The following is a 17,119-nucleotide window of genomic DNA, read 5'->3' as shown; positions in this document are numbered from 1 at the left end:
ATGACCGACGCAGGGCTCGTCGTCTCCTGGCAGATGACCGCTGACGACTGGCAGTGCGTCGCCCGAATCCAACAGCGGGCCGGCGTCGACCAGATGGTCAAGTTCGCCCTCGGCGCCAAGTCGCGCAGCCCCATCCGCTTCGCCAAGTTCTACCTCCGCGCCGGCTGGCTGGGACTCCCGCCCAAGAGCACCAAGCCAGCCCCGCAGCCCAAGCACCTCCGAGTCCTGCCCGACTGGTGCAAGGACCCGGACTGCGACGAGATCACCCGCATGCGCCAGGTCGAGGACGCCAACGGCCTCCGCTCCCTGCGCCCCTGCCCCGAATGCCACCCGAACCGTAAGGACTCCGCAGCGTGAATGACTTCGACCAGCCCGACGACTTCGAGCGCACCCCGCCCTGCGACGTCGAAGCCGAACAGGCCGTGCTCGGCAGCATGCTCCTGTCGCAGCACTGCATCGACCGGATCATCGCCGCCGTCGAACCGGGCGCGTTCTACCGGCCCGCACACCAGACCATCTTCACCGCCATCTGCGACCTGTACGGCCGCAGCCGCACCCCCAAGGTCGACCCCATCACCGTCGGCGAGGAACTCGCCCGCACCGGCGACCTCAACAAGGTCGGCGGCAGCACCTACCTTCACCACCTTGTTGCGGCCGTCCCCACCACCGCGCACGCCGAGAAGTACGCCGAGATCGTCCGCGACAAGGCCATGCTCCGCGCCGTCATCGAAGCCGCCACCCGGGCCGCCGCCCGTGCATACACCCAGCAAGACGAGGCCACCGAAATCCTCGACGACGCCATGGCCGAACTCCAAGGCGCCGCCACAGGGGCCTCCCCCCTCGAGGTGAAGCTGTCCGTCGGTGACCGATGGGCCGCGTTTCTCGACGAACTCGAAGCGGGCAAGGACCCCAACGCGCTCGACACCCCTTGGCACGACCTCAACGACGTCGTTGAACTCAAGCCCGGCCAGCTCGTCACTGTCGGCGCTGCAACCGGCGGCGGCAAGTCCCTGTTCGGCATGAACCTCGCCACCCACGTCGCCCTCACCCGCTGCCGGCCCGTCCTCGTCGCCTCCATGGAGATGGGCGGCAGTGAACTGATGGCGCGACTGACCGCAGCCGAAGCCAGCGTCGACCTCGACCGGCTCATCCGCCGCAAGCTCACCGACCACGACTGGGCCAAGGTCATCAAGGTCTCTGACCGGATGCAGAACGCCAGCAACTTCATCCTCGACGACTCGCCGAACCTCACCCTGTCGAAGATCCGGGCCAGGCTCCGGTGGATGGCCAGCCACGGCCAGCCCGCCGCCATGGTCGTCGCCGACTACCTCCAGCTCATGACACCCGAAGGCACAGGCAGTAACGCCAACCGGGCACAGGAAGTCGCCACGATCAGCCGCGGCCTGAAGCTCATGGCGATGGAGTTCGAGATTCCCGTCATCGCGCTCGCCCAGTTCAACCGCAACGCCGCCGGACGGCCCCCGCTCGTCACCGATTTCAAGGACTCCTCGGCGATCGAGCAGGACTCGAACGTGATCGTCCTCATGCACCGGCCGCCGCAGCCCGACCCGGACAACCCGGAGACGAAAGACCTCCCGGACCGCACCGGCGAGATCGACCTGATCGTCGCGAAGAACCGAAACGGCATCTCCGGCCGGATCATCCCGCTCGTCTTCCAAGGCCACTACGGCCGCCTGCAGTCCATGGACCGCGGCTACTGACAAGGAGAACTCGTGATCACCTGGTCCGAACTCACTGACGCCGAACCGCGGCTGCTCGACCTGGAGAAGGAAGTGCGCGCCGAGGCGGCCCGGGCGGACAGCGACCCCACGTGGTCGTTCTCGATCTACTGGTCGTACACCCTGCGCCCTGCCATCAAGCCCCTCGTGGGATGGGAGCGGGACACCGGCGCCCACCCCCGCCTCGAAAGCGAAGAGGCCTGGCACGCGGCGATCAGCTACCTGATCGGCCTGCTGCCCGAGGAGCAGGGGCTGATGGCGTCATGACTGAGCTGAGCATCGAGGAGGTGGCCGAGCTCCGGAAGGACCCCGCCAGCTTCCGTGAGTACCTCCGCCACATCACCGGACGGAAGGTCGAGGCCCCGTCACCTGCCCAGCCGGCCAAGGCCGAGCAGCCCAAGCCGAAGTACCACATCCCGCGCCTCGGGGCCTGGCCGTGCGGCACCGCCGCCTCCGGACCCACACCGCCGCCCTGCAACGACTGCCGCATCCCCGCCAGCCGTGTGGAGCACCAGCCCCAGGAAGGAACCGCCGCATGACCCGCCGCCGCAAGCCCACCGTCCGCGTTTTCCACCGCCCCGGCGGCTGGGTGCTGCCCGACTACACCGACCTCGCGGACTGCACCACCAACTTCCACCGCGAGCAGGACGGCCGCCCGCCGTGCACGGACACCGCCGTGTGGAAGGTCGTCGCAGACCACGGCCTGCACCTCAGCATCGGCTTCTACTGCGACGCCGACCTGCCCGACGAGCACCGACGCCCCGCCGCCTGATGTCCGCCGCCTGCCCCCGCCACGACAGCGCCCACCACACCGACACGAAAGGCACCCGATGACGAGCCCCCTGTCCGCCGCGATCAGCCTGTGCTCAGGCTCCGGCCAGCTCGACGAAGCCGTCCGCGAGGCGACCGGCGCCCGCACCGTCGTGTACGCCGAGAACGACCCGCACGCCTCCGCCGTGATGGCCGCCCGATTCCCGGGCGTCCGGAACCTGGGCAGCATCGACGCGATCAACTACCGGGAGACCGCCGAGCAGTTCCCCGACCTGGACACGCTGATCGCCGGATGGCCGTGCCAGGGCATCAGCCACAACGGCCACCGCCTCGGCCTCGACGACCCCCGCTCCGGACTGTGGCGCAGCGTCGCCCACGCCATCTCCGCCATCCGGCCGGCCCGCGTCTTCCTGGAGAACGTCGCCGCCCTGAAGACTCGCGGCCTGCCCACCGTCGCCGCGAACCTCAACGAGCTCGGCTACGACCTCTACTGGACGATCACCAAGGCGTCGGCGATCGGCGCCCCCCACACCAGGCCCCGGTTCATCGGCTACGCCATCCCCGGCACGGGCGTGACGATCGAGGTGCCGGCGCCGCCCGCCCTGTACCCGCCGCTGCCGATGCTTCCCACCCCGAAGGCCACCGACGGCCCGAACGGCGGCCCCAACCAGCGCGACGGCAAGGGCGTGTACTACCTGCCCGGTGTCGCCGTCCGCCTCGACGAGAACTGGAACTCGGCCGAGCTCGGCGTGGACTACGGGCCGGCGGTCCGCCGCTGGGCCGAGATCACCGGTCGCCCGGCTCCGTCGCCGGTCGCGCCGGACGCGCGCGGCAACCTGCGGGTCAGCCCGGCCGCCTACGAGTGGTTGATGGGCTGGCCCACCGGATGGATTACTGACGTGCCCGGGATTCCGCGCACCGAGCTGCTGCGGATCGCCGGCAACGGGGTCATCCCTCAGCAGACCGCCGCTGGCCACCGCCACCTCATGACCGCCGCGCACGCGCTCGACGCGATCCCGGCGTGACCACGCCGCAGCCCGGCCGCGCTGTTACCGCGGCCGGGCCTGTGCCCAGCGTCCCACACCACCCACCCCCGCCCGCACAGCCACCAGGAGCAGCCAATGACCCAGCCCGACTTCACCAGCCCCATCGCAGGCCGCGTCGAGGTCCGCGACCCCTGCCCGTGGTGCCCCGACCGGCCGATGGTGCCGCGCAGCCTGATGGACGGGCACGTCGCGCGGGTGCACCCCGAGGTGCAGACGGTGGAACCGCCCGCCGACCGGGCCGCGATGGCTGAGGCGCTGCTGCTGCACTTCACTGCCGAAGCCCACCGCCGCAAGTGGGCCTACGGCCGGGGCGTCGACGACGACGGCGTGCCGATCAAGTCGGAGGCGTTCGACGCGCTGCACCGACTCGGCGAGGAGATGCGCGTCGAGCTGGAGAAACTGCGCCGCCTGGCCGACGAGGCGCAGCCCGGCACCGAGGCGGAGGCTCCGTCCTCGAAGGGGGCGCCAGAAAGGTCGGAAGAGGACGACTGCGACGACTGCGGGCGTGCTCTATGCCGCGACTGCGACACGCACTACTGCATTGGGCCCTGCCAGTGCGGAACAGGAGCGCACACCTGCACCTGCGCATGCGCCGAGTACCAAGACGGTCTCGCCGCCGCCGCGGAGGCGCAGCCCGGCACCGAGGCGACCTCCGCCCCGGCGGCCAAGCCGTGCCCACCCGGCTGCGTCGCCTGCGCCACTGACGAATCCCATGACCCGCAGCCCAACGCCGAGCCGCAGCAGGACGGGGCGCAGTCGTGACCCGCCCGCCGATCCGTTGGATCCCCGACGACGGCTCCGCCCAGATCCTCGCCGCCTACGCCCGCCGCCGCGAACCGTTGCGGTCCGTCCTGCGCCGCGCGCTGCGGCTGTTGGCCCACGCCGACGGGGTGCTCGACGGGCGCGGCCGGGTCCGGGGGAGGCGGTGATGGCCGTACCCAGCAGCAACCCGCGCGGCGAGCACACGCCCCGGCCCGGCGTCCTGTGGACGACGACCGTCGGATGGTCCGGCGAGGAGGTCGTCGACGACGACGCGGAGCCGCCCCGACCGAACCGGGCCACACGGCGGGCGGCGAAACGGCAGGGCCGCAGCAAGCCGCAACAGGCCCGAGAAAAGCCCTCAGCGCCCGTCTGCGGGCCTGAAACGCCGTCGGCGACTCCACGGCCGCAACAGCCCCAGACAGACGCTCAGAGCCGCCACACAGTCGATCCCGCCCACCGGAGCCCGGAATGACCTACCGACTCAGCATCAACGAGATCACCAGCGACCAACTCGACGCCCTCTACCAGCAGCTCGAAGCCCGCGAATCCGCCATCGCCACCTACCGGGCCCAACTCCGACTCGAGCAGGCGCGCATCGCCCGCGTCCGCCGCCTCATCGACGAACACCCCGTCGCCGTCGGCACCCACCTCCTCGAGGAAGCCCTCGACGAGCCGCCCGTCCACAACGCCGGCCCCAGCCTCCGCGAAGCCGCCGCCAACGACCGGCTCTGGCCGCTTGAGAAGCACGGCGAGTAGCCGAACACCACCCCGCCCGACCGCACCGCCCGCACAAGGAGCCCGCCATGCTCGACGCGCCGCAGTCCTACCCGTGCGCCGTCTGTGACCGCCCCTCCGTTCCCCGCGTCCACCCCGGCTGCCAGGACCGCATCAAGGAGAACCTCGACGCCCTGCCCAGCCTCTACCGGCAGCTCGCCGAAGCTCTCGTCCCCGGCCGGCGCGGCGGCGACGGACGCACCGCCACCCGATCCGCGCCCCTGCCCTGCTCGATCGAGGCACTCGACCTCCGGGCCCGCGGCGGAATCGAAGGCGTACTCGCCAGCTGGGCAGCCGACTTCTACGAGCGGGAAGGCTGGACCCTCCCGCAGTACGGCAGCGTCGAATCCGCCGTCAGTGGCTACTCCGGGATCCTCGTCATCAACCTGCGGCTCCTGTGCGACGAGCACCCGGCGATACGAGAACTCGCCGACGAAGTGCGCCAGGTGGCAGGCCAGGCCCGCCGCGTCATCACCGGCGAAGCACCGCCCCGGAAGGTCCCCGTCGCCTGCCCGTGCGGCCGGGTCCTGCGCGTCACCCTCGACACCCCCGGCGAACGCTGCGGCTGCGGCCAGCAGTACGGGCACGACGAACTGTTCCGGCTGCCGTTGGCGGAGAGGCGGGCGGCGTGAGCACCCATCTGCTCGACGTCCCCGAGCTCTACCAGCGCCTCGACACGTCACGACGCGATCAGGGCTTCACCTGGAAGCAGTTGGCCGTAGCCGTCGACCTGTCCCCATCCACGTTCTCCCGCATGGCCGACGGCAACCGGCCCGACGCCGACGCTCTCGTCTCCCTCCTCGTCTGGCTCGACCTGGACATCAACTACGTGATCAAACCGAAAGGCAGCGCATGAAACTCCCCGCCCTTGCCTGGCGCACCATCCACCGCACACAGAACCGGTGGTGGGACCTGCGCGCCACCCTCGCCGGCTACTGCAACGACCGGCCCGTCAAGACGGGCGTCCCTGGTGAGACCAACGGCTACGCGCATTGGCGCTGCGCTCTGAAGCGCGGCCATGACGGTCTGCACCGCTACCGCAACGCTGTCTGGCTGTCCGGATGCCGCGTCGACCACGAGCCGGTCGACATGCCGCCCGGGCAGCCGTGGGAGCGAGCCGCCACCCCGACGATCCGGCAGGCCCGCAACGCCCGCCGCTGGCACGAGGAGCAGGCCGTCGCCCGGCGCGCAAGACTCCGGGAACAAGGACTGCTGCCATGACGAAGGGCCCCGGCCGCGAGTGCGGTCGGGGCCCTTCTGTGTGTCCGCCTACGCGGCTTCCTCGACCACCGGCGGCTCGGCCGGCTTCCGCCCGTTCAGCACCTGCCGCACCCACCCCTCCGACAGCCCGAGCCGCGCCGCCATCTCCGCCACCGGCACCCCGCGCCCGGACGCCGCCCGCAACGCCGCATTCCGCCGCTGCTGCCACCGCTCCCGCGCCACCCGCCCCGCCACCGTCCGGTGCAGGAATACCGCCAGCCGTAACAGCGCCCGCCCCGCCACGTCATCCAACCTGCGTCGCACTCCAGCCCCCTGTCAGTGCACGGTCATTCGACCCGTACAACGGTCAACGGCGCACGATGGCGGCACAAGGGCGTGAACGCGGCGCAAACCGGAACTGCAGCTACAGATTCGGCTGCTCTCCCAGAGCCGCCTCAACGGCCGCCACGAACTTCGTGTACGTGTCCCGCTGCTGCCACGTAAACAGGATCGTGCGCGGGTTCCCCGCCGGCTGCTGCTTCGGCGTCATCGAGAGGCTCCGCAACGCGCCGGGATCCTCCGCCGTCATCAGATGCACGTGGCCGTTCACCAGCCGCGTCGGCGCCACTTGGTGCACCTTCAGCACGTCCGCCAGCAGCACCGTGCCGCTCCGGTTCCCGCCCAGCCGCGCAATCGGTGATCGCTTGAACTCCACACGATCCGGATACAGCAGCGCAGTCGCCATGTAGCCCTTGAAGGCGAGCGGCCCCGACTCGGGCGCGGGCTTCGAAAGATCCATGACGGCAGTCTGAACGCAGGGACGACGCGACGAAAGCAGAACAGCCGAAACCCCGCCCGACATGCGGGCGGGGCTCCAGGGACGGTGCGTCAGGCGCGCGACACCTCCAGCGGCGCCGGCACCGGCGGGGCATCCAGGCCGAAGCCCTCCGCCAGGAGCATCCGCGCCGCCGTGTCCCGCTCGAACACCGACCGGCCGGTGGGCATCGACAGGATGCGGAAGCCGTCACGGTCCACTACGAACGCACCGTAGAACCCGGCGTCCGTGATCGAGGAGTCGACCAGCTCGACGTCGAGTTCGGCGAGCAGGTGGGGGAGTGGCGCACTCAACAGGTGATCTGTCGACAAAGCGGGGCGCGCTAATACGGGCGTGCCGCTACTCTGCATGGGTAGCTCCATCCTTCACAGGGGTTGGATTGCTGATCGGCGAGTGACAGCTCGCCGTTAGAACGGGCCGGGTGTTGACGCACCCGGCCGTTCGCTTTTCTAGCGGGTTCTCGCCGCGGCCGCTGAGCGATCTTGGCAAGATCGAAAACGCATCAATAGTTGCGCTAGGGTGGATTTTCGCAGGTAGAACAGGTAGTCACCTGCGGCGCTGCGGGTTTCCGTCCGTGGTTTCGGGACCCCAGTCGGGTTGAAGTGGACCGCCAGGGATGTCCAAAACTCGTCAGTGCGGCAGCACCTCGTCGAGGTACTCCTGCACCGGCCCGAACAGGCCGTAGGGCACCAGACCGGGGATCTCCCCATGCCGCACCCAAGCCACCGTGTCGAGCTCCTCCTCGTCGGCGACGCGAGCTGTGCCCTCGACGACCTCGCAGGCCGTGTACGCCATGAACTTCCCGGACTTCGGATGCACGCGGTCACCGATGTACTTCACGGCCTTCACCGTCAGGCCGGTCTCCTCGAGCGTCTCCCGCACCGCGGCCTGCTCCGCCGTCTCGCCCTCCTCGACGCCGCCAGCCGGGAACTGCCAGCTGAGTTCGCCCTCCTTCACGCGGCGCCGCACCATCAGGACACGCTCGCCGTCCGTGATGATCGCGGCAGACACGTCGGGCTTCGTCGTCTCGGTGGTCATACGGTTGCCTCCAGAGCTTCGAGGATCGGCGGGTAAATGCGGTCGGTGGGGATGAAGCGGCTGAGCTCACTTATCGGAGCCCACACCACGGCGACGTTCTCGGAGGAATCCCCGTTGACTGCCTCGCCGTGCACGTAGTCGCAAATGAAGTAGTCGCACATTGCGCGCGTATAGGGGTGGAGTCGTTCACCCAGGTGTTCGCGGACGGTGCAGTGGACCCCGGTTTCGTCCAGGGTTTCCCGCACGGCGACCTTCGACGCTGAGCCGCCCGGCTTGACGATGCCGGCCGGGAACTGCCAGGCGATGTCGTCGCCGTCCTGCCTGCACACGAGTAGCACGTCACCGCCTCGACGGACCACGGCGATAGCCACTCGCAGTGCTTGCGCCTCCGGCTGCGGCGTTGCTTTCCGCGACAATCGGATGAACTCCCGGCGCACCGCATCACCTGCCATTCCATAAGTCGTGTCCAGGATGCGCTGCGTCTCGGGCTGGGGCACCATCCTCGGGTTTGCGCGCCACGAGGCGACGCTGCGAACCGAGACCCCGAGCTTTCCCGCGAACTCTTCCTGGGTCATTTCGAATGCGTCTTGGAGCCGGGCGGCTTTCTCCCCGGTCCACCGCTGCTGAACGTCCTCCACTATCGGCTCCTCGGCCGCCTTTGTGGGCCCTCTCGTAGCGGGTCTGCATGGGCCTGCATGCCCCGCTTCAGATCACTGCATGGTGCTGCAGTAGGTCTTCATGGTCTGGGCGCGCCCACACGCGAAGACTCGATCCCATGCAGCCACGGTCACTCACCCTTGCCGTACTGGAAGGCGCGCTGGAACGACACGTCTCCCATGGACTTGCCGATCTCCTTCCACGTCTTCCCCTCGTCGCGGAAGCCCATGGCGATCTCCTGGCGTTGCCGACGTCGCCAAAGTTCCAGCTCGCTATCGAGGAACTCGGCCAGCTCGAGGTACTTGGCCCAGCGCTCGTCGAGGTCCGTGATCGCGCGCAGCTGCTCGTCGTAGCGAGTGAAGGGAGCGTCGGGGGAGTCGGCCATGACGCGAGAGTACGGGCGATCCGACGGCCACTCAAGCCTCAGCTAGAAACGTTGGGTTGGGCGCTTGACTCGCCGTCGGGAGGCCTCTACGGTCTTACCAAGTCTTCAAGGTGCCACCTAGAAGACGGCGCAACCGCTGTCCACTCTCACCGGGCCCAGCCCGCGGATAGCGCACAAACGAAGAGCGGGCCGGACAACACGACTCTCACCTCGTGCGCCGGCCCTAACCACCAGGTTCTGTAGAGGAGACCCTGTGGCTACCCAGATCGTACCGGCGCCCGTGAGCGCCGAGCACACCCCGGTCGCCCCGCTGTCGCCGGCCGCCGCCGAGGCGCTGGCCAAGCTGGAGCGCGCGTTCCTGCCGGTGTCGCTGGTTCGTGCGGTGACCCGCTACGAGATTGCGGTCGAGTACAGGGACCGCCTGTCCGAGCGCCGCGCCACCACGTGGACGGCTGCCGAGTTCGGTTCGTTCTTCGATTGCGGCCCGATCTTTGAGGAGTCGCTTCGGGCTCTGGAGGCGGCGGGGCGCCTGGACCTGATCGCCCCGGCGCGAATCGCTTCCCGCTATCGGCGTGCTGCGTCGACCTGCCGCTCGCTGGCCGCTTCCGCCGACTTCGACGGCTGCCTGGCGGCGCAGGACGAGATGGCGATGTGCCGCTGCCAGCTCGCCGACGCCGGCCGCCTGGACCTGATCGAGGCCGCGTCGTGAGCGCCCCCGAGATCCTCGACCACTTCCCGGCCGGTAGCCCGCGCGGCAGCTGGCCGGCGGAGGAGCGGGCCGCCGAGCTCCGCTCCCAGGGTCAGCCCGTCACGGTCGTGATGGATCTGCCGTCGGACCGGTTCCTCGTTGTCCGTGAGAGCGGTGAGCGGTCGTGAGCGCCGACCTTGCTCGCCTGACCGCGGCGCAGGCGAAGGCCGATGCGGTGGTCCGCCAGGTCGGCGAACTCCCTGGGGCTGGTCCGCTGCTGCGGGTGTCCGTCACCGATGTGGAGACCGGGCAGCGCCTCGCGACCTGCTTCGTCAACTACGAGCCCGAGCCGACCCCGCTGCGTCTCGTCCGTGAGGGTGGTGGAGACCGGTGAGCCAGTGCGACCGCTGCGGCGGCTGGTTCGGCTTCTCCTGGACTTGCAGCGCATGCCAGGCGCTCGCCAGCTACCTGGCTGGCCGTCTGCGGAACGCCACCCGCTAACCCCCTGATCCGCCGCGGGTGGCGGTGTCCGCCCCCGTCCCGCCGCCCGCGGCTTCCCACCCCATCTCATCCCGGCATGACCACCCGAGGAGATCAGCCATGCCTTCTTCCGCCCAGACCGTGCAGCCCACGACCACCGCCTACCACTGGGTCATGTCGGTTCAGACGCCGGACGGTCGGTTCAACACGCGCAGCGCCATCGTCGACGTCCCCGGCGGAGTCACCCGCCAGCAGGTCTTCGAGTTCGTCTACAAGCAGTTCGCCGAGGAGTACGGCGCGACGCTCGTGGTCCTGTTCTTCGACCTTCAGCCCAACCAGCTCTGACCCACCCCCTTTCCCACCCCACCTGACCAGTGAGGAACCACCGTCATGTCTACGCCCACCCTGTTCGACGCCGACATCGCCGCCACAGAGCTCGGTAAGAAGCGCCGCGCACTCATGCCGGTCGACGCGCAGATCGTCGACTCCTACCGCGCGGCCCGGTCCGACGGCGACCGTGAGCAGATGCGTCTGCTCCGCCGGAACGCTGCCGCCCTCGACCCGCAGCTGCTGGCCGAGCTGGACGGCTTCGACTACCCGGCCGCCGCCTGATGTCCGCCGACCGCTGCGCCCAGTGCGAGGAGCACGCCGAGCTCCACAAGGGCAACTGGCTGGGGCTCGGGGCGCAGAACGAGCCGTGCCCACCGCGCGAGGACCACGCCCGGAACGGCTGCCCCGACAAGCGCAAGAAGAAGTCCATCTGGTGGTGATCGCTCACCGCCACAGCCCCGGCATCCAGCCGTGAGGGCGCGGGGTCGACTCCCGCCCGGGGCGCCGACCAGACCCCCGCCGTCCATCCCGACCCTGTGTGAGGTCGTCATGTCCCGTTATGTCCGCTGGCTGTTGTTGGCCGGCTTCTTGATCGTCGTCGGTCTGTGGCCGTCGGCTGCCGCCCCGATCGGTCTGGCCGCCACCGGCGCGGCCGTGATCGTCGGCCTGATCCCCGGCCAGGTGCTCGCCCTGGCCGCCGTCGCTGCCTGGTGGAAGCACCGGCCCGTACCCACCCGCACCGCCACCGCCTGAACCCGAAGGGATTGATACCCGTGACCGCCACGTCGATCGAGCACGTCAACGGCCATGACCGCGGCTTCGACCCGGTCGCGCTGGCCCAGGCGGAGGCGATCCGGACCCGCGCCGACGCCGAAGCTGAAGCAGCCCGCATCAAGGCTGAGGGCGAGGCCGAAGCCGAGAAGATCAAGGCCGCCGAGGAGGCCGAGAAGCTCCGCCTGGAGAACGAGCGCAAGCGTCTGCGCCTGGAGAAGGACCAGGTCGACCACAACGCCTACGTCGCCAAGAAGGAGGCCGAGGCCGCCAAGTCGCGCGCCGAGAAGGAGAAGGCGGAGCAGGCCGCCGCCGATGAGGAGGCCGCGGAGGCGCAGCGGGTCGCCGAGCAGGAGCGGTCGGAGCGCTGGTGGAAGTGGGGTGCGCGCGGCATCTACGCCGTCGGCCTGATCATCGCCGCGCCCGTGCAGTTCATGCACTTCTGGGATCCGAAGCGCCCGTTCCTCATCGCTGCGCCGGCGCTGCTGGAGGGCCTGGCCCTGGTGCTGGCGTTCGGTGCAGCGTGGGCTGTGGCTCATCGGCGGGACGTCGCCCCGTACCGCATTGGCATCATGATCTCCGCAGCCATCGCCGCAGCGATCAACCTGCACGGCGGCATGACCAAGCCGGAGATCGGCTTCAACGCCGGCCTCATCGGCGCCATCGCCTCCCTCGGCGGCCCGATCGTCCTGATGGCCTATGAGCACGGCATCGCGCAGAAGGCCGACGGCATTCCGTCGTTCCGTGAGCGCCGGGCGGCCGAGCGTGCCCGGCGCGAGGCGGAGGCCGCGCGGGAGAAGGCGCGCGTCGAGAAGCAGGCCGCCGAGGCTCGGGCCGCCGCGGAGAAGGCTGCCGCGCAGGCCCGCGCCGAGGAGGAGCAGCGTCGCCGCGACGAGGACCGCAAAGCGAGCCACGACGAGGTGTGGAAGGTCGCCGACTCGATGCGTTCCGCGCGCGGCTCGCAGTACGTCACCGAGCAGATCTGGGCCGAGGCCTGGTACCGCGTTACCGGCTGCAAGACGGTCGGCATCACCCCGGAGATCGAGGCCAAGTCGCGTGCCGCGCAGACCCGCATGAAGGTCGCCACCGACGTTCCGATAATCGGTGACTTCGCGCAGGTCGAATCCCAAAAGGGTCCCCGCGCCAAGAAGGGCCCGGACGCCCCCGACGGGCGCCGCAACAACGGCGGTACTCCGCCCGTCCGTCGGGCCGGCGAGACCGCCCCCATCCACCCTGTCGCCCGCGCCCAGGCGCGCCTCGAGCAGAAGAAGGACTGACCCGCCATGGCCACCCCCACCACTGACCGCCGGACCGTGGCGGTGCCCCTCCAGCCGACCACGGTCGGCCCCGTCGAGACGGTCGTCGACAAGCGGCCCGCCACCCCCCAGCGGCAGCTGCCCGCGTGGGTCCACTCGAAGGCGGCGATCGTCCGCCGTACCGCCCGCACGGTGGGCCACCACCCGACGGTCGTGTGGATCGGATGGTCGGCGCGCGGCTGGTGGCACATCGCCCGTATCGAGCACGACAAGATGGTCGGCGACTACCCGCAGATGATCCGCACCGCCCGCGCTCAGGTGAAGGCCGCGCGCGGCGACATGGGCAAGGAAGCCGGGGCTGAGGCGGTCGTGCAGCGGCGCACCCAGCAGCTCAGGGACCGCCGGCGCCGCTACCTGATCACCCGCGGCGCTGTCGCAGCCCCCGTGGCGGGCGCCGCTTCCTACGGTGCGTTCGAGGGTGGCCTGTGGGTGACGGTGCTGTACGCGATGGCCGCGGTGACGGTCGGCGTATGGAAGGGCCGGCCGCGCGGTGTCGACCCGGGCAAGGTCGAGGTTCTGCAGCAGGATGGGGACCCGTTCCCGATCGCTGACGCCCGTAACCGCACCGAAGCCGCCGAGTGCGTGCGCCGCGCGCTCGCCTCCGAGGGCATCCAGGTGAAGGAGGTGGAGGCCAACCGCCGCTACGAGTGGGGGTGGGAGGTCACCGTCCGTCTCGCCAAAGGCAAGCCGGCCGACATCGTCACCAAGGCTGCCGACCTGGAGACGCCGCTCGATCTGCCGGAGAACGGGCTGCTGCCGCAGCCGGTGCGCGAGTCCCGCGGCCGGGTGATCCTGCGCCTCGTGCAGTCGGATCCGTTCGCGAACATGCCGGGCGCGCCCGAGCGGAAGCCCAACAGCCGCCGCATGCGCGACAAGCAGATCCTCGCCCACCGCATGGACGGGAAGACGTTCGAGGCGTCCCTGCTGGGTATCCACGGCATCGTCGTCGCCTCGTCCGGCGGCGGGAAGTCCGTGATCCTGCGGACGATGGCCGACGCGTTGACCGCCTGCTCCGACGTTCTGGTCGGTGACCTCGACCCGGGTGGCAACGGTCTCGATCCGCTCGCCGAAGCTCTCGGGGTCCGGGCGATCGGCGACGACAACATGGGGCAGATCGAGGCGATCCTCGACCAGGCCCTGCGGATCGCAAAGGCCCGCCCGACCCTGTTCGCGAAGCTCGGCATGAAGGCGAACTGGGAGCCCAGCCCGGAGCGGCCGGCGATCGTGCTCTTCATCGACGAGTACCCGCAGCTGTCGGACCGGGCCAAGGAACTCGCCGTGAAGATCCTGCAGACTGGCCGGAAGTCCCGCGTGCAACTCATCCTCGCAGCGCAGGAGGCGACGAAGGACGCCATCGGCAAGGCCATCGCCGACTCGATCGCTCTGAAGGTCGTCGGCCCGTCCCGGCATCAGGACATCGTGCAGGTCTTCGGTACCGGTGCCGGCGGTGAGGGATGGCGGCCGGACCGGCTCGACCCTGCGGAGGGTAACGCCGTGGGTGACGATCTGCGGGACGCCTCCCAGGCGTACATCCGCGGCTGCGGCTCCCGCGAGCCGCTGAAGCACAAGTTCCTGTTCCTGGACGAGCAGGACGGCATGCGGCGGGCGCGTGAGCGGGCCGCGGCCGGCCGACCGACGGTCGACGCCGAGTCGCTGGCCGCCGCGGGCCTGGACCACTTCGGCGCCACCGAGGCGGACCGGCTCCGCTCCGACCTGCCGAAGATCGTGATGATGGTGCGGGGCGCGTTCGCTGCGGCCGACGACCCGGACTTCCTGCCCACCAGCCAGGTCCTCGACTACCTCGCCCAGCACGCCCCGGAAGCCTGGGAGCTCGACGCTCTCGCCGGGGCCAAGCAGCTCTCCGCCGAGCTGAAGAGGGCCGTCGACTGGCTCAGCCTCGACGTGGCCGTGTCCACCGTCCAGGTTACCGGGGGAACGCGGGGCTACCGCCTCGACACGATCAAGCAGATCACCGGCGAGAGCCTCGCTCAGGCAGCCTGAACGACCGCAACGCCACCGTGACGCCGCAGGTCAGGACCGTGACGCCAACCGGTACGGACCGGGATTCCAGCCCCGGGACCGTGATGCCGTACCGGTCCATCACGGAAGCCCTCACAGTCCTGACCTGCACTGTCACGGACCATCACGGACCCTGTACCGGTCAGAAAGCGAAGGAGATCCCGATATGGGCATTGAGGTGAAGATCGTTGAGATGACGGTCGACGGACAGCCCAAGACCTGCCCCGACTGCGCCATTTCGATGTTCAGCCTCGACGGACGCGGGATCTTCGACTTCTTCCCCGCATGGGGCAACTGCGACAGCGGCCACAGCTGGGAAGACCCCCTCATCACCGTCGGCGACCTGAAGAAGATCAAGGCCGCGTCAACCGGCCGCCAACGCGCCGAAGACGACGACGTGTTCGAGATCGAGGTCGGCGGAGCGGTCCTCGCCGGGACCCTGCACCCCGAGGTGATCCTCGACGACCTGAAGCGCGCGGGCGGAATCTACTGGACCCGGATCATCAAGCCCGCCGCCCGGCGCCGCAAGAACAAGGCCGTCCGCGCCATCACCCGCCCGATCAGGCGGACGGCCCGCAACGGCGTCGCGACCGTCAAGGCCGGTGCGCTGGAGGCTGCGTGGACCGTCCAGGCCGGCGGCTACGAGCCCGACCCGGACTACACGCCCGAGCCGATCAACCCCTGCCCCGCGTGCGAGGGCAGAGGCCACCACGCCATCGAGTCCCGCCTGCACGACACCACCCGCATCCGCTGCGCCGTCTGCCACGGCACCGGCGAAATCGACTAGGAGGCCCTATGCCCCGCACCTATCGCTGGAAGGCCGCCGTCAGCGACGGCCGGCACCACGACGGCGAATCCGTCGGCACCGTCCGCGCCGGCAGCGAAGCCGAAGCCCGCCGCCTCGTCGCCGACTGGGTCCGTGAAGACGGCGCCCGCAAGAACCGCAGTTGGACCGCCACCCACATCGAACTCAGCTGAAGGAGACCACCCGCCATGACCGCCCCGACCCCCAACCTGCCGCTGGTGCAGGCCACCCACGACGCAGTCGAGGCGGCCGACAACAGCCAGCAACTCCAGATCATCAACGCGATTCTGCAGGCCCAGGCCATCGCCCAGGCCATTCAGCCGCAGCAGCCGCACACCTGCCAGCACCAGCACAAGCAGCCGGCCAACGTCGGGAAGTGGATCGGCATCAGCTGCGCCGTCTGCGTCGGATCCATCGGGCTCGCCCTCGGCTTCCTCGCCGTAGCTATCGCCGCCGTGTGCGGCACCACCTGCCTGCTCGTGCTCCGGTCCATGTGGCGGCAGTACATGGGGGAGAAGCGATGACCATCCCCGTCTGGTGGCCGAAGGTGCTGGCCGCGACTCGCCTTCGTCGTATGGCGGCCGGGATGCTCCTCGACCACGCCTCGCCGTCCGTCCACGGCGGCACGCTGCGGCTGGCGTTCGTCCGGGCCGACATCGCCGCGGCGTGGCGGGACAGCGGGGCGCAGGCCGCGCTCGAAGGGGCGATGCAGGCCGCCGACATCGAGTTGGCCGTAGAGAGCGTAGAACAGCCCGTTGTCAGCGGCCGTTGAGACGATGATGAAGAGCCTGGGAGGTTGAATGCCGCAGCCCCGCGGTGCGCGTATCGGCGTGCACGATCCGTACCGAATGAAAGGATCCGTCAACGTAGGCCGCAGGATTCCGCACGCCGACAAAGTGCCCGCCGACGAACCGAACCGAACCGACATCCTCATCACCCTCCACCGCTTCGAGCTCGCCGGCGTTGAGATCGACGACCGAGCCGTCGAGATAGCGACCAAGCTGACGCGGTGGCACATCGCGAACGCAGAGAAGCGCGATCGGATCAACGCGGAGGAAGTGGCCGCACGAGTGGCCGCAGCAGCGGAGCGCGAGTGCTGGGTGTACTACATCCGCTGCGGGCGCCTCATAAAGATCGGCATGACGACGAACCTCGCCAGTCGCTTCTCATCGATCCGACCCAACGAGGTACTCGCCATCGAGGAGGGTGGCCTGGAGCGAGAGGTCGCGATGCACCAGCGCTTCGCCGAGCTGCGGGCAGGAGGCGAATACTTCCATCCGGGGCCCGCCCTGCAGCAGCACATCCTGGCCCTACGCGACGAACTGGGAGCGCCGAACTGGACCGCATCCGTCGTCCCTGACGGCGACGACTGGTTCCCCGGCGACTCTTCCGTATCGGCCGCCACTTGACATATCGATCTGACCGAAGCGATCATCTGCTCAGATAGCCTTCGTGCGCTTTGAGGCCCGCCACACTGGTGGGCCTCTCGCCATTTCCGGGGGA

The 17,119-nt window shown here is 69.7% G+C and carries 32 protein-coding genes; 26 read left to right on the top strand and 6 right to left on the bottom strand.

All coding sequences use genetic code 11. From position 1 onward, the window contains the following. From CP976_RS07395 to CP976_RS07345, 12 genes are all read left to right on the top strand, one after another. Nucleotides 1-357 carry a hypothetical protein gene (locus CP976_RS07395; RefSeq protein ID WP_150479613.1) on the top strand — a complete coding sequence of 119 codons (357 nt, stop codon included), beginning with the start codon at nucleotides 1-3 and terminating at the stop codon, nucleotides 355-357. Then, the gene (locus CP976_RS07390; RefSeq protein ID WP_229876043.1) at nucleotides 354-1,721 is read left to right on the top strand and encodes a replicative DNA helicase; all 1,368 of its coding nucleotides are present in this window, start codon (nucleotides 354-356) and stop codon (nucleotides 1,719-1,721) included. Before CP976_RS07395 ends, CP976_RS07390 begins: the two co-directional genes overlap by 4 nt. A 12-nt stretch (nucleotides 1,722-1,733) precedes the next feature. Further along, nucleotides 1,734-2,006: a hypothetical protein gene (locus tag CP976_RS07385; RefSeq protein WP_150479612.1), complete on the top strand. Its 273-nt coding sequence runs from the start codon at nucleotides 1,734-1,736 to the stop codon at nucleotides 2,004-2,006. After that, nucleotides 2,003-2,278, top strand: coding sequence for a hypothetical protein (locus CP976_RS07380; RefSeq protein WP_150479611.1), 276 nt, complete (start codon nucleotides 2,003-2,005; stop codon nucleotides 2,276-2,278). Before CP976_RS07385 ends, CP976_RS07380 begins: the two co-directional genes overlap by 4 nt. Then, nucleotides 2,275-2,511, top strand: coding sequence for a hypothetical protein (locus tag CP976_RS07375; protein ID WP_150479610.1), 237 nt, complete (start codon nucleotides 2,275-2,277; stop codon nucleotides 2,509-2,511). Before CP976_RS07380 ends, CP976_RS07375 begins: the two co-directional genes overlap by 4 nt. Nucleotides 2,512-2,569: 58 nt before the next feature. After that, entirely contained in the window at nucleotides 2,570-3,535 is a 966-nt protein-coding gene (locus CP976_RS07370) for a DNA cytosine methyltransferase (protein WP_150479609.1), read from the top strand. A gap of 96 nt (nucleotides 3,536-3,631) precedes the next feature. Further along, entirely contained in the window at nucleotides 3,632-4,318 is a 687-nt protein-coding gene (locus CP976_RS07365; protein WP_150479608.1) for a hypothetical protein, read from the top strand. Beyond that, complete coding sequence (locus CP976_RS42815; RefSeq protein WP_167537294.1) at nucleotides 4,315-4,485, top strand: hypothetical protein; 171 nt, start codon at nucleotides 4,315-4,317, stop codon at nucleotides 4,483-4,485. Before CP976_RS07365 ends, CP976_RS42815 begins: the two co-directional genes overlap by 4 nt. A gap of 301 nt (nucleotides 4,486-4,786) precedes the next feature. Further along, nucleotides 4,787-5,074: a hypothetical protein gene (locus tag CP976_RS07360; protein ID WP_150479607.1), complete on the top strand. Its 288-nt coding sequence runs from the start codon at nucleotides 4,787-4,789 to the stop codon at nucleotides 5,072-5,074. A 47-nt stretch (nucleotides 5,075-5,121) separates the two neighbouring features. Continuing rightward, a complete protein-coding gene (locus tag CP976_RS07355) occupies nucleotides 5,122-5,724 on the top strand; it encodes a hypothetical protein (RefSeq protein ID WP_150479606.1) in 603 nt (200 codons plus the stop codon). Next, nucleotides 5,721-5,948 (top strand): helix-turn-helix domain-containing protein, encoded by a 228-nt coding sequence (locus tag CP976_RS07350; RefSeq protein WP_150479605.1) that lies wholly within the window; start codon nucleotides 5,721-5,723, stop codon nucleotides 5,946-5,948. Before CP976_RS07355 ends, CP976_RS07350 begins: the two co-directional genes overlap by 4 nt. Next, nucleotides 5,945-6,313, top strand: coding sequence for a hypothetical protein (locus tag CP976_RS07345; RefSeq protein ID WP_150479604.1), 369 nt, complete (start codon nucleotides 5,945-5,947; stop codon nucleotides 6,311-6,313). The genes CP976_RS07350 and CP976_RS07345 overlap by 4 nt, the downstream gene beginning before the upstream one ends. A gap of 48 nt (nucleotides 6,314-6,361) precedes the next feature. On the opposite strand, the gene CP976_RS07340 is transcribed toward CP976_RS07345, so the two are convergent. The 6 genes from CP976_RS07340 to CP976_RS07315 form a co-directional block, all read right to left on the bottom strand. Then, a complete protein-coding gene (locus tag CP976_RS07340; protein ID WP_150479603.1) occupies nucleotides 6,362-6,616 on the bottom strand; it encodes a helix-turn-helix domain-containing protein in 255 nt (84 codons plus the stop codon). A 100-nt stretch (nucleotides 6,617-6,716) separates the two neighbouring features. Beyond that, a complete protein-coding gene (locus CP976_RS07335) occupies nucleotides 6,717-7,091 on the bottom strand; it encodes a hypothetical protein (RefSeq protein ID WP_150479602.1) in 375 nt (124 codons plus the stop codon). An 89-nt stretch (nucleotides 7,092-7,180) separates the two neighbouring features. Further along, nucleotides 7,181-7,420 carry a hypothetical protein gene (locus CP976_RS42810; protein WP_167537293.1) on the bottom strand — a complete coding sequence of 80 codons (240 nt, stop codon included), beginning with the start codon at nucleotides 7,418-7,420 and terminating at the stop codon, nucleotides 7,181-7,183. Nucleotides 7,421-7,757: 337 nt separating this feature from the next. Next, nucleotides 7,758-8,165: an NUDIX hydrolase gene (locus CP976_RS07325; RefSeq protein ID WP_150479600.1), complete on the bottom strand. Its 408-nt coding sequence runs from the start codon at nucleotides 8,163-8,165 to the stop codon at nucleotides 7,758-7,760. Further along, entirely contained in the window at nucleotides 8,162-8,803 is a 642-nt protein-coding gene (locus CP976_RS07320) for an NUDIX domain-containing protein (protein WP_229876046.1), read from the bottom strand. The genes CP976_RS07325 and CP976_RS07320 overlap by 4 nt, the downstream gene beginning before the upstream one ends. Before the next feature lie 149 nt (nucleotides 8,804-8,952). After that, on the bottom strand, nucleotides 8,953-9,207 hold the full coding sequence (locus tag CP976_RS07315; RefSeq protein ID WP_150479599.1) for a hypothetical protein: 255 nt from the start codon (nucleotides 9,205-9,207) through the stop codon (nucleotides 8,953-8,955). Between the two features lie 253 nt (nucleotides 9,208-9,460). On the opposite strand from CP976_RS07315, the gene CP976_RS07310 reads away from it, so the two are divergent. From CP976_RS07310 to CP976_RS07255, 14 genes are all read left to right on the top strand, one after another. After that, nucleotides 9,461-9,916 carry a hypothetical protein gene (locus CP976_RS07310; protein ID WP_150479598.1) on the top strand — a complete coding sequence of 152 codons (456 nt, stop codon included), beginning with the start codon at nucleotides 9,461-9,463 and terminating at the stop codon, nucleotides 9,914-9,916. After that, the gene (locus CP976_RS42805) at nucleotides 9,913-10,083 is read left to right on the top strand and encodes a hypothetical protein (protein ID WP_167537292.1); all 171 of its coding nucleotides are present in this window, start codon (nucleotides 9,913-9,915) and stop codon (nucleotides 10,081-10,083) included. Before CP976_RS07310 ends, CP976_RS42805 begins: the two co-directional genes overlap by 4 nt. After that, nucleotides 10,080-10,289, top strand: a complete 210-nt coding sequence (locus CP976_RS07305) for a hypothetical protein (RefSeq protein WP_150479597.1) — start codon at nucleotides 10,080-10,082, stop codon at nucleotides 10,287-10,289. Before CP976_RS42805 ends, CP976_RS07305 begins: the two co-directional genes overlap by 4 nt. Nucleotides 10,290-10,495: 206 nt before the next feature. Further along, a complete protein-coding gene (locus CP976_RS07300) occupies nucleotides 10,496-10,720 on the top strand; it encodes a hypothetical protein (protein WP_150479596.1) in 225 nt (74 codons plus the stop codon). Nucleotides 10,721-10,765: 45 nt separating this feature from the next. Continuing rightward, a complete protein-coding gene (locus CP976_RS07295; protein ID WP_150479595.1) occupies nucleotides 10,766-10,987 on the top strand; it encodes a hypothetical protein in 222 nt (73 codons plus the stop codon). Next, nucleotides 10,987-11,145 (top strand): hypothetical protein, encoded by a 159-nt coding sequence (locus tag CP976_RS42800; RefSeq protein ID WP_167537291.1) that lies wholly within the window; start codon nucleotides 10,987-10,989, stop codon nucleotides 11,143-11,145. Before CP976_RS07295 ends, CP976_RS42800 begins: the two co-directional genes overlap by 1 nt. Before the next feature lie 109 nt (nucleotides 11,146-11,254). Continuing rightward, the gene (locus CP976_RS07290) at nucleotides 11,255-11,458 is read left to right on the top strand and encodes a hypothetical protein (RefSeq protein ID WP_150479594.1); all 204 of its coding nucleotides are present in this window, start codon (nucleotides 11,255-11,257) and stop codon (nucleotides 11,456-11,458) included. A 20-nt stretch (nucleotides 11,459-11,478) separates the two neighbouring features. Beyond that, on the top strand, nucleotides 11,479-12,753 hold the full coding sequence (locus tag CP976_RS07285) for a hypothetical protein (protein ID WP_150479593.1): 1,275 nt from the start codon (nucleotides 11,479-11,481) through the stop codon (nucleotides 12,751-12,753). Between the two features lie 6 nt (nucleotides 12,754-12,759). Then, entirely contained in the window at nucleotides 12,760-14,793 is a 2,034-nt protein-coding gene (locus CP976_RS07280; RefSeq protein ID WP_150479592.1) for a P-loop NTPase family protein, read from the top strand. Nucleotides 14,794-14,977: 184 nt separating this feature from the next. After that, nucleotides 14,978-15,598 (top strand): hypothetical protein, encoded by a 621-nt coding sequence (locus tag CP976_RS07275; RefSeq protein ID WP_150479591.1) that lies wholly within the window; start codon nucleotides 14,978-14,980, stop codon nucleotides 15,596-15,598. A gap of 8 nt (nucleotides 15,599-15,606) precedes the next feature. After that, nucleotides 15,607-15,789: a hypothetical protein gene (locus CP976_RS07270; protein ID WP_150479590.1), complete on the top strand. Its 183-nt coding sequence runs from the start codon at nucleotides 15,607-15,609 to the stop codon at nucleotides 15,787-15,789. 15 nt (nucleotides 15,790-15,804) lie between these two features. Continuing rightward, nucleotides 15,805-16,140 (top strand): hypothetical protein, encoded by a 336-nt coding sequence (locus CP976_RS07265; RefSeq protein ID WP_150479589.1) that lies wholly within the window; start codon nucleotides 15,805-15,807, stop codon nucleotides 16,138-16,140. Then, nucleotides 16,137-16,388, top strand: coding sequence for a hypothetical protein (locus CP976_RS07260; RefSeq protein WP_150479588.1), 252 nt, complete (start codon nucleotides 16,137-16,139; stop codon nucleotides 16,386-16,388). The genes CP976_RS07265 and CP976_RS07260 overlap by 4 nt, the downstream gene beginning before the upstream one ends. Nucleotides 16,389-16,416: 28 nt before the next feature. After that, nucleotides 16,417-17,025: a GIY-YIG nuclease family protein gene (locus tag CP976_RS07255; protein WP_150479587.1), complete on the top strand. Its 609-nt coding sequence runs from the start codon at nucleotides 16,417-16,419 to the stop codon at nucleotides 17,023-17,025. Nucleotides 17,026-17,119: the final 94 nt, after the last annotated feature.

The organism is Streptomyces coeruleorubidus, assembly GCF_008705135.1.
GTDB classification, from domain to species: domain Bacteria; phylum Actinomycetota; class Actinomycetes; order Streptomycetales; family Streptomycetaceae; genus Streptomyces; species Streptomyces coeruleofuscus.
This window is presented reverse-complemented; position numbering and strand designations above follow the sequence as displayed.

Excerpts from the sequence above, each read along its gene's own strand:
- CP976_RS07395 (WP_150479613.1), top strand. The coding sequence starts at position 1 with ATGACCGACGCAGGGCTCGTCGTCTCCTGGCAGATGACCGCTGACGAC.
- CP976_RS07380 (WP_150479611.1), top strand. The coding sequence starts at position 2,003 with ATGACTGAGCTGAGCATCGAGGAGGTGGCCGAGCTCCGGAAGGACCCC.
- CP976_RS07375 (WP_150479610.1), top strand. The coding sequence starts at position 2,275 with ATGACCCGCCGCCGCAAGCCCACCGTCCGCGTTTTCCACCGCCCCGGC.
- CP976_RS07370 (WP_150479609.1), top strand. The coding sequence starts at position 2,570 with ATGACGAGCCCCCTGTCCGCCGCGATCAGCCTGTGCTCAGGCTCCGGC.
- CP976_RS07365 (WP_150479608.1), top strand. The coding sequence starts at position 3,632 with ATGACCCAGCCCGACTTCACCAGCCCCATCGCAGGCCGCGTCGAGGTC.
- CP976_RS07360 (WP_150479607.1), top strand. The coding sequence starts at position 4,787 with ATGACCTACCGACTCAGCATCAACGAGATCACCAGCGACCAACTCGAC.
- CP976_RS07355 (WP_150479606.1), top strand. The coding sequence starts at position 5,122 with ATGCTCGACGCGCCGCAGTCCTACCCGTGCGCCGTCTGTGACCGCCCC.
- CP976_RS07345 (WP_150479604.1), top strand. The coding sequence starts at position 5,945 with ATGAAACTCCCCGCCCTTGCCTGGCGCACCATCCACCGCACACAGAAC.
- CP976_RS07335 (WP_150479602.1), bottom strand. The coding sequence starts at position 7,091 with ATGGATCTTTCGAAGCCCGCGCCCGAGTCGGGGCCGCTCGCCTTCAAG.
- CP976_RS07325 (WP_150479600.1), bottom strand. The coding sequence starts at position 8,165 with ATGACCACCGAGACGACGAAGCCCGACGTGTCTGCCGCGATCATCACG.
- CP976_RS07315 (WP_150479599.1), bottom strand. The coding sequence starts at position 9,207 with ATGGCCGACTCCCCCGACGCTCCCTTCACTCGCTACGACGAGCAGCTG.
- CP976_RS07300 (WP_150479596.1), top strand. The coding sequence starts at position 10,496 with ATGCCTTCTTCCGCCCAGACCGTGCAGCCCACGACCACCGCCTACCAC.
- CP976_RS07295 (WP_150479595.1), top strand. The coding sequence starts at position 10,766 with ATGTCTACGCCCACCCTGTTCGACGCCGACATCGCCGCCACAGAGCTC.
- CP976_RS42800 (WP_167537291.1), top strand. The coding sequence starts at position 10,987 with ATGTCCGCCGACCGCTGCGCCCAGTGCGAGGAGCACGCCGAGCTCCAC.
- CP976_RS07290 (WP_150479594.1), top strand. The coding sequence starts at position 11,255 with ATGTCCCGTTATGTCCGCTGGCTGTTGTTGGCCGGCTTCTTGATCGTC.
- CP976_RS07280 (WP_150479592.1), top strand. The coding sequence starts at position 12,760 with ATGGCCACCCCCACCACTGACCGCCGGACCGTGGCGGTGCCCCTCCAG.
- CP976_RS07275 (WP_150479591.1), top strand. The coding sequence starts at position 14,978 with ATGGGCATTGAGGTGAAGATCGTTGAGATGACGGTCGACGGACAGCCC.
- CP976_RS07270 (WP_150479590.1), top strand. The coding sequence starts at position 15,607 with ATGCCCCGCACCTATCGCTGGAAGGCCGCCGTCAGCGACGGCCGGCAC.
- CP976_RS07265 (WP_150479589.1), top strand. The coding sequence starts at position 15,805 with ATGACCGCCCCGACCCCCAACCTGCCGCTGGTGCAGGCCACCCACGAC.
- CP976_RS07260 (WP_150479588.1), top strand. The coding sequence starts at position 16,137 with ATGACCATCCCCGTCTGGTGGCCGAAGGTGCTGGCCGCGACTCGCCTT.
- CP976_RS07255 (WP_150479587.1), top strand. The coding sequence starts at position 16,417 with ATGCCGCAGCCCCGCGGTGCGCGTATCGGCGTGCACGATCCGTACCGA.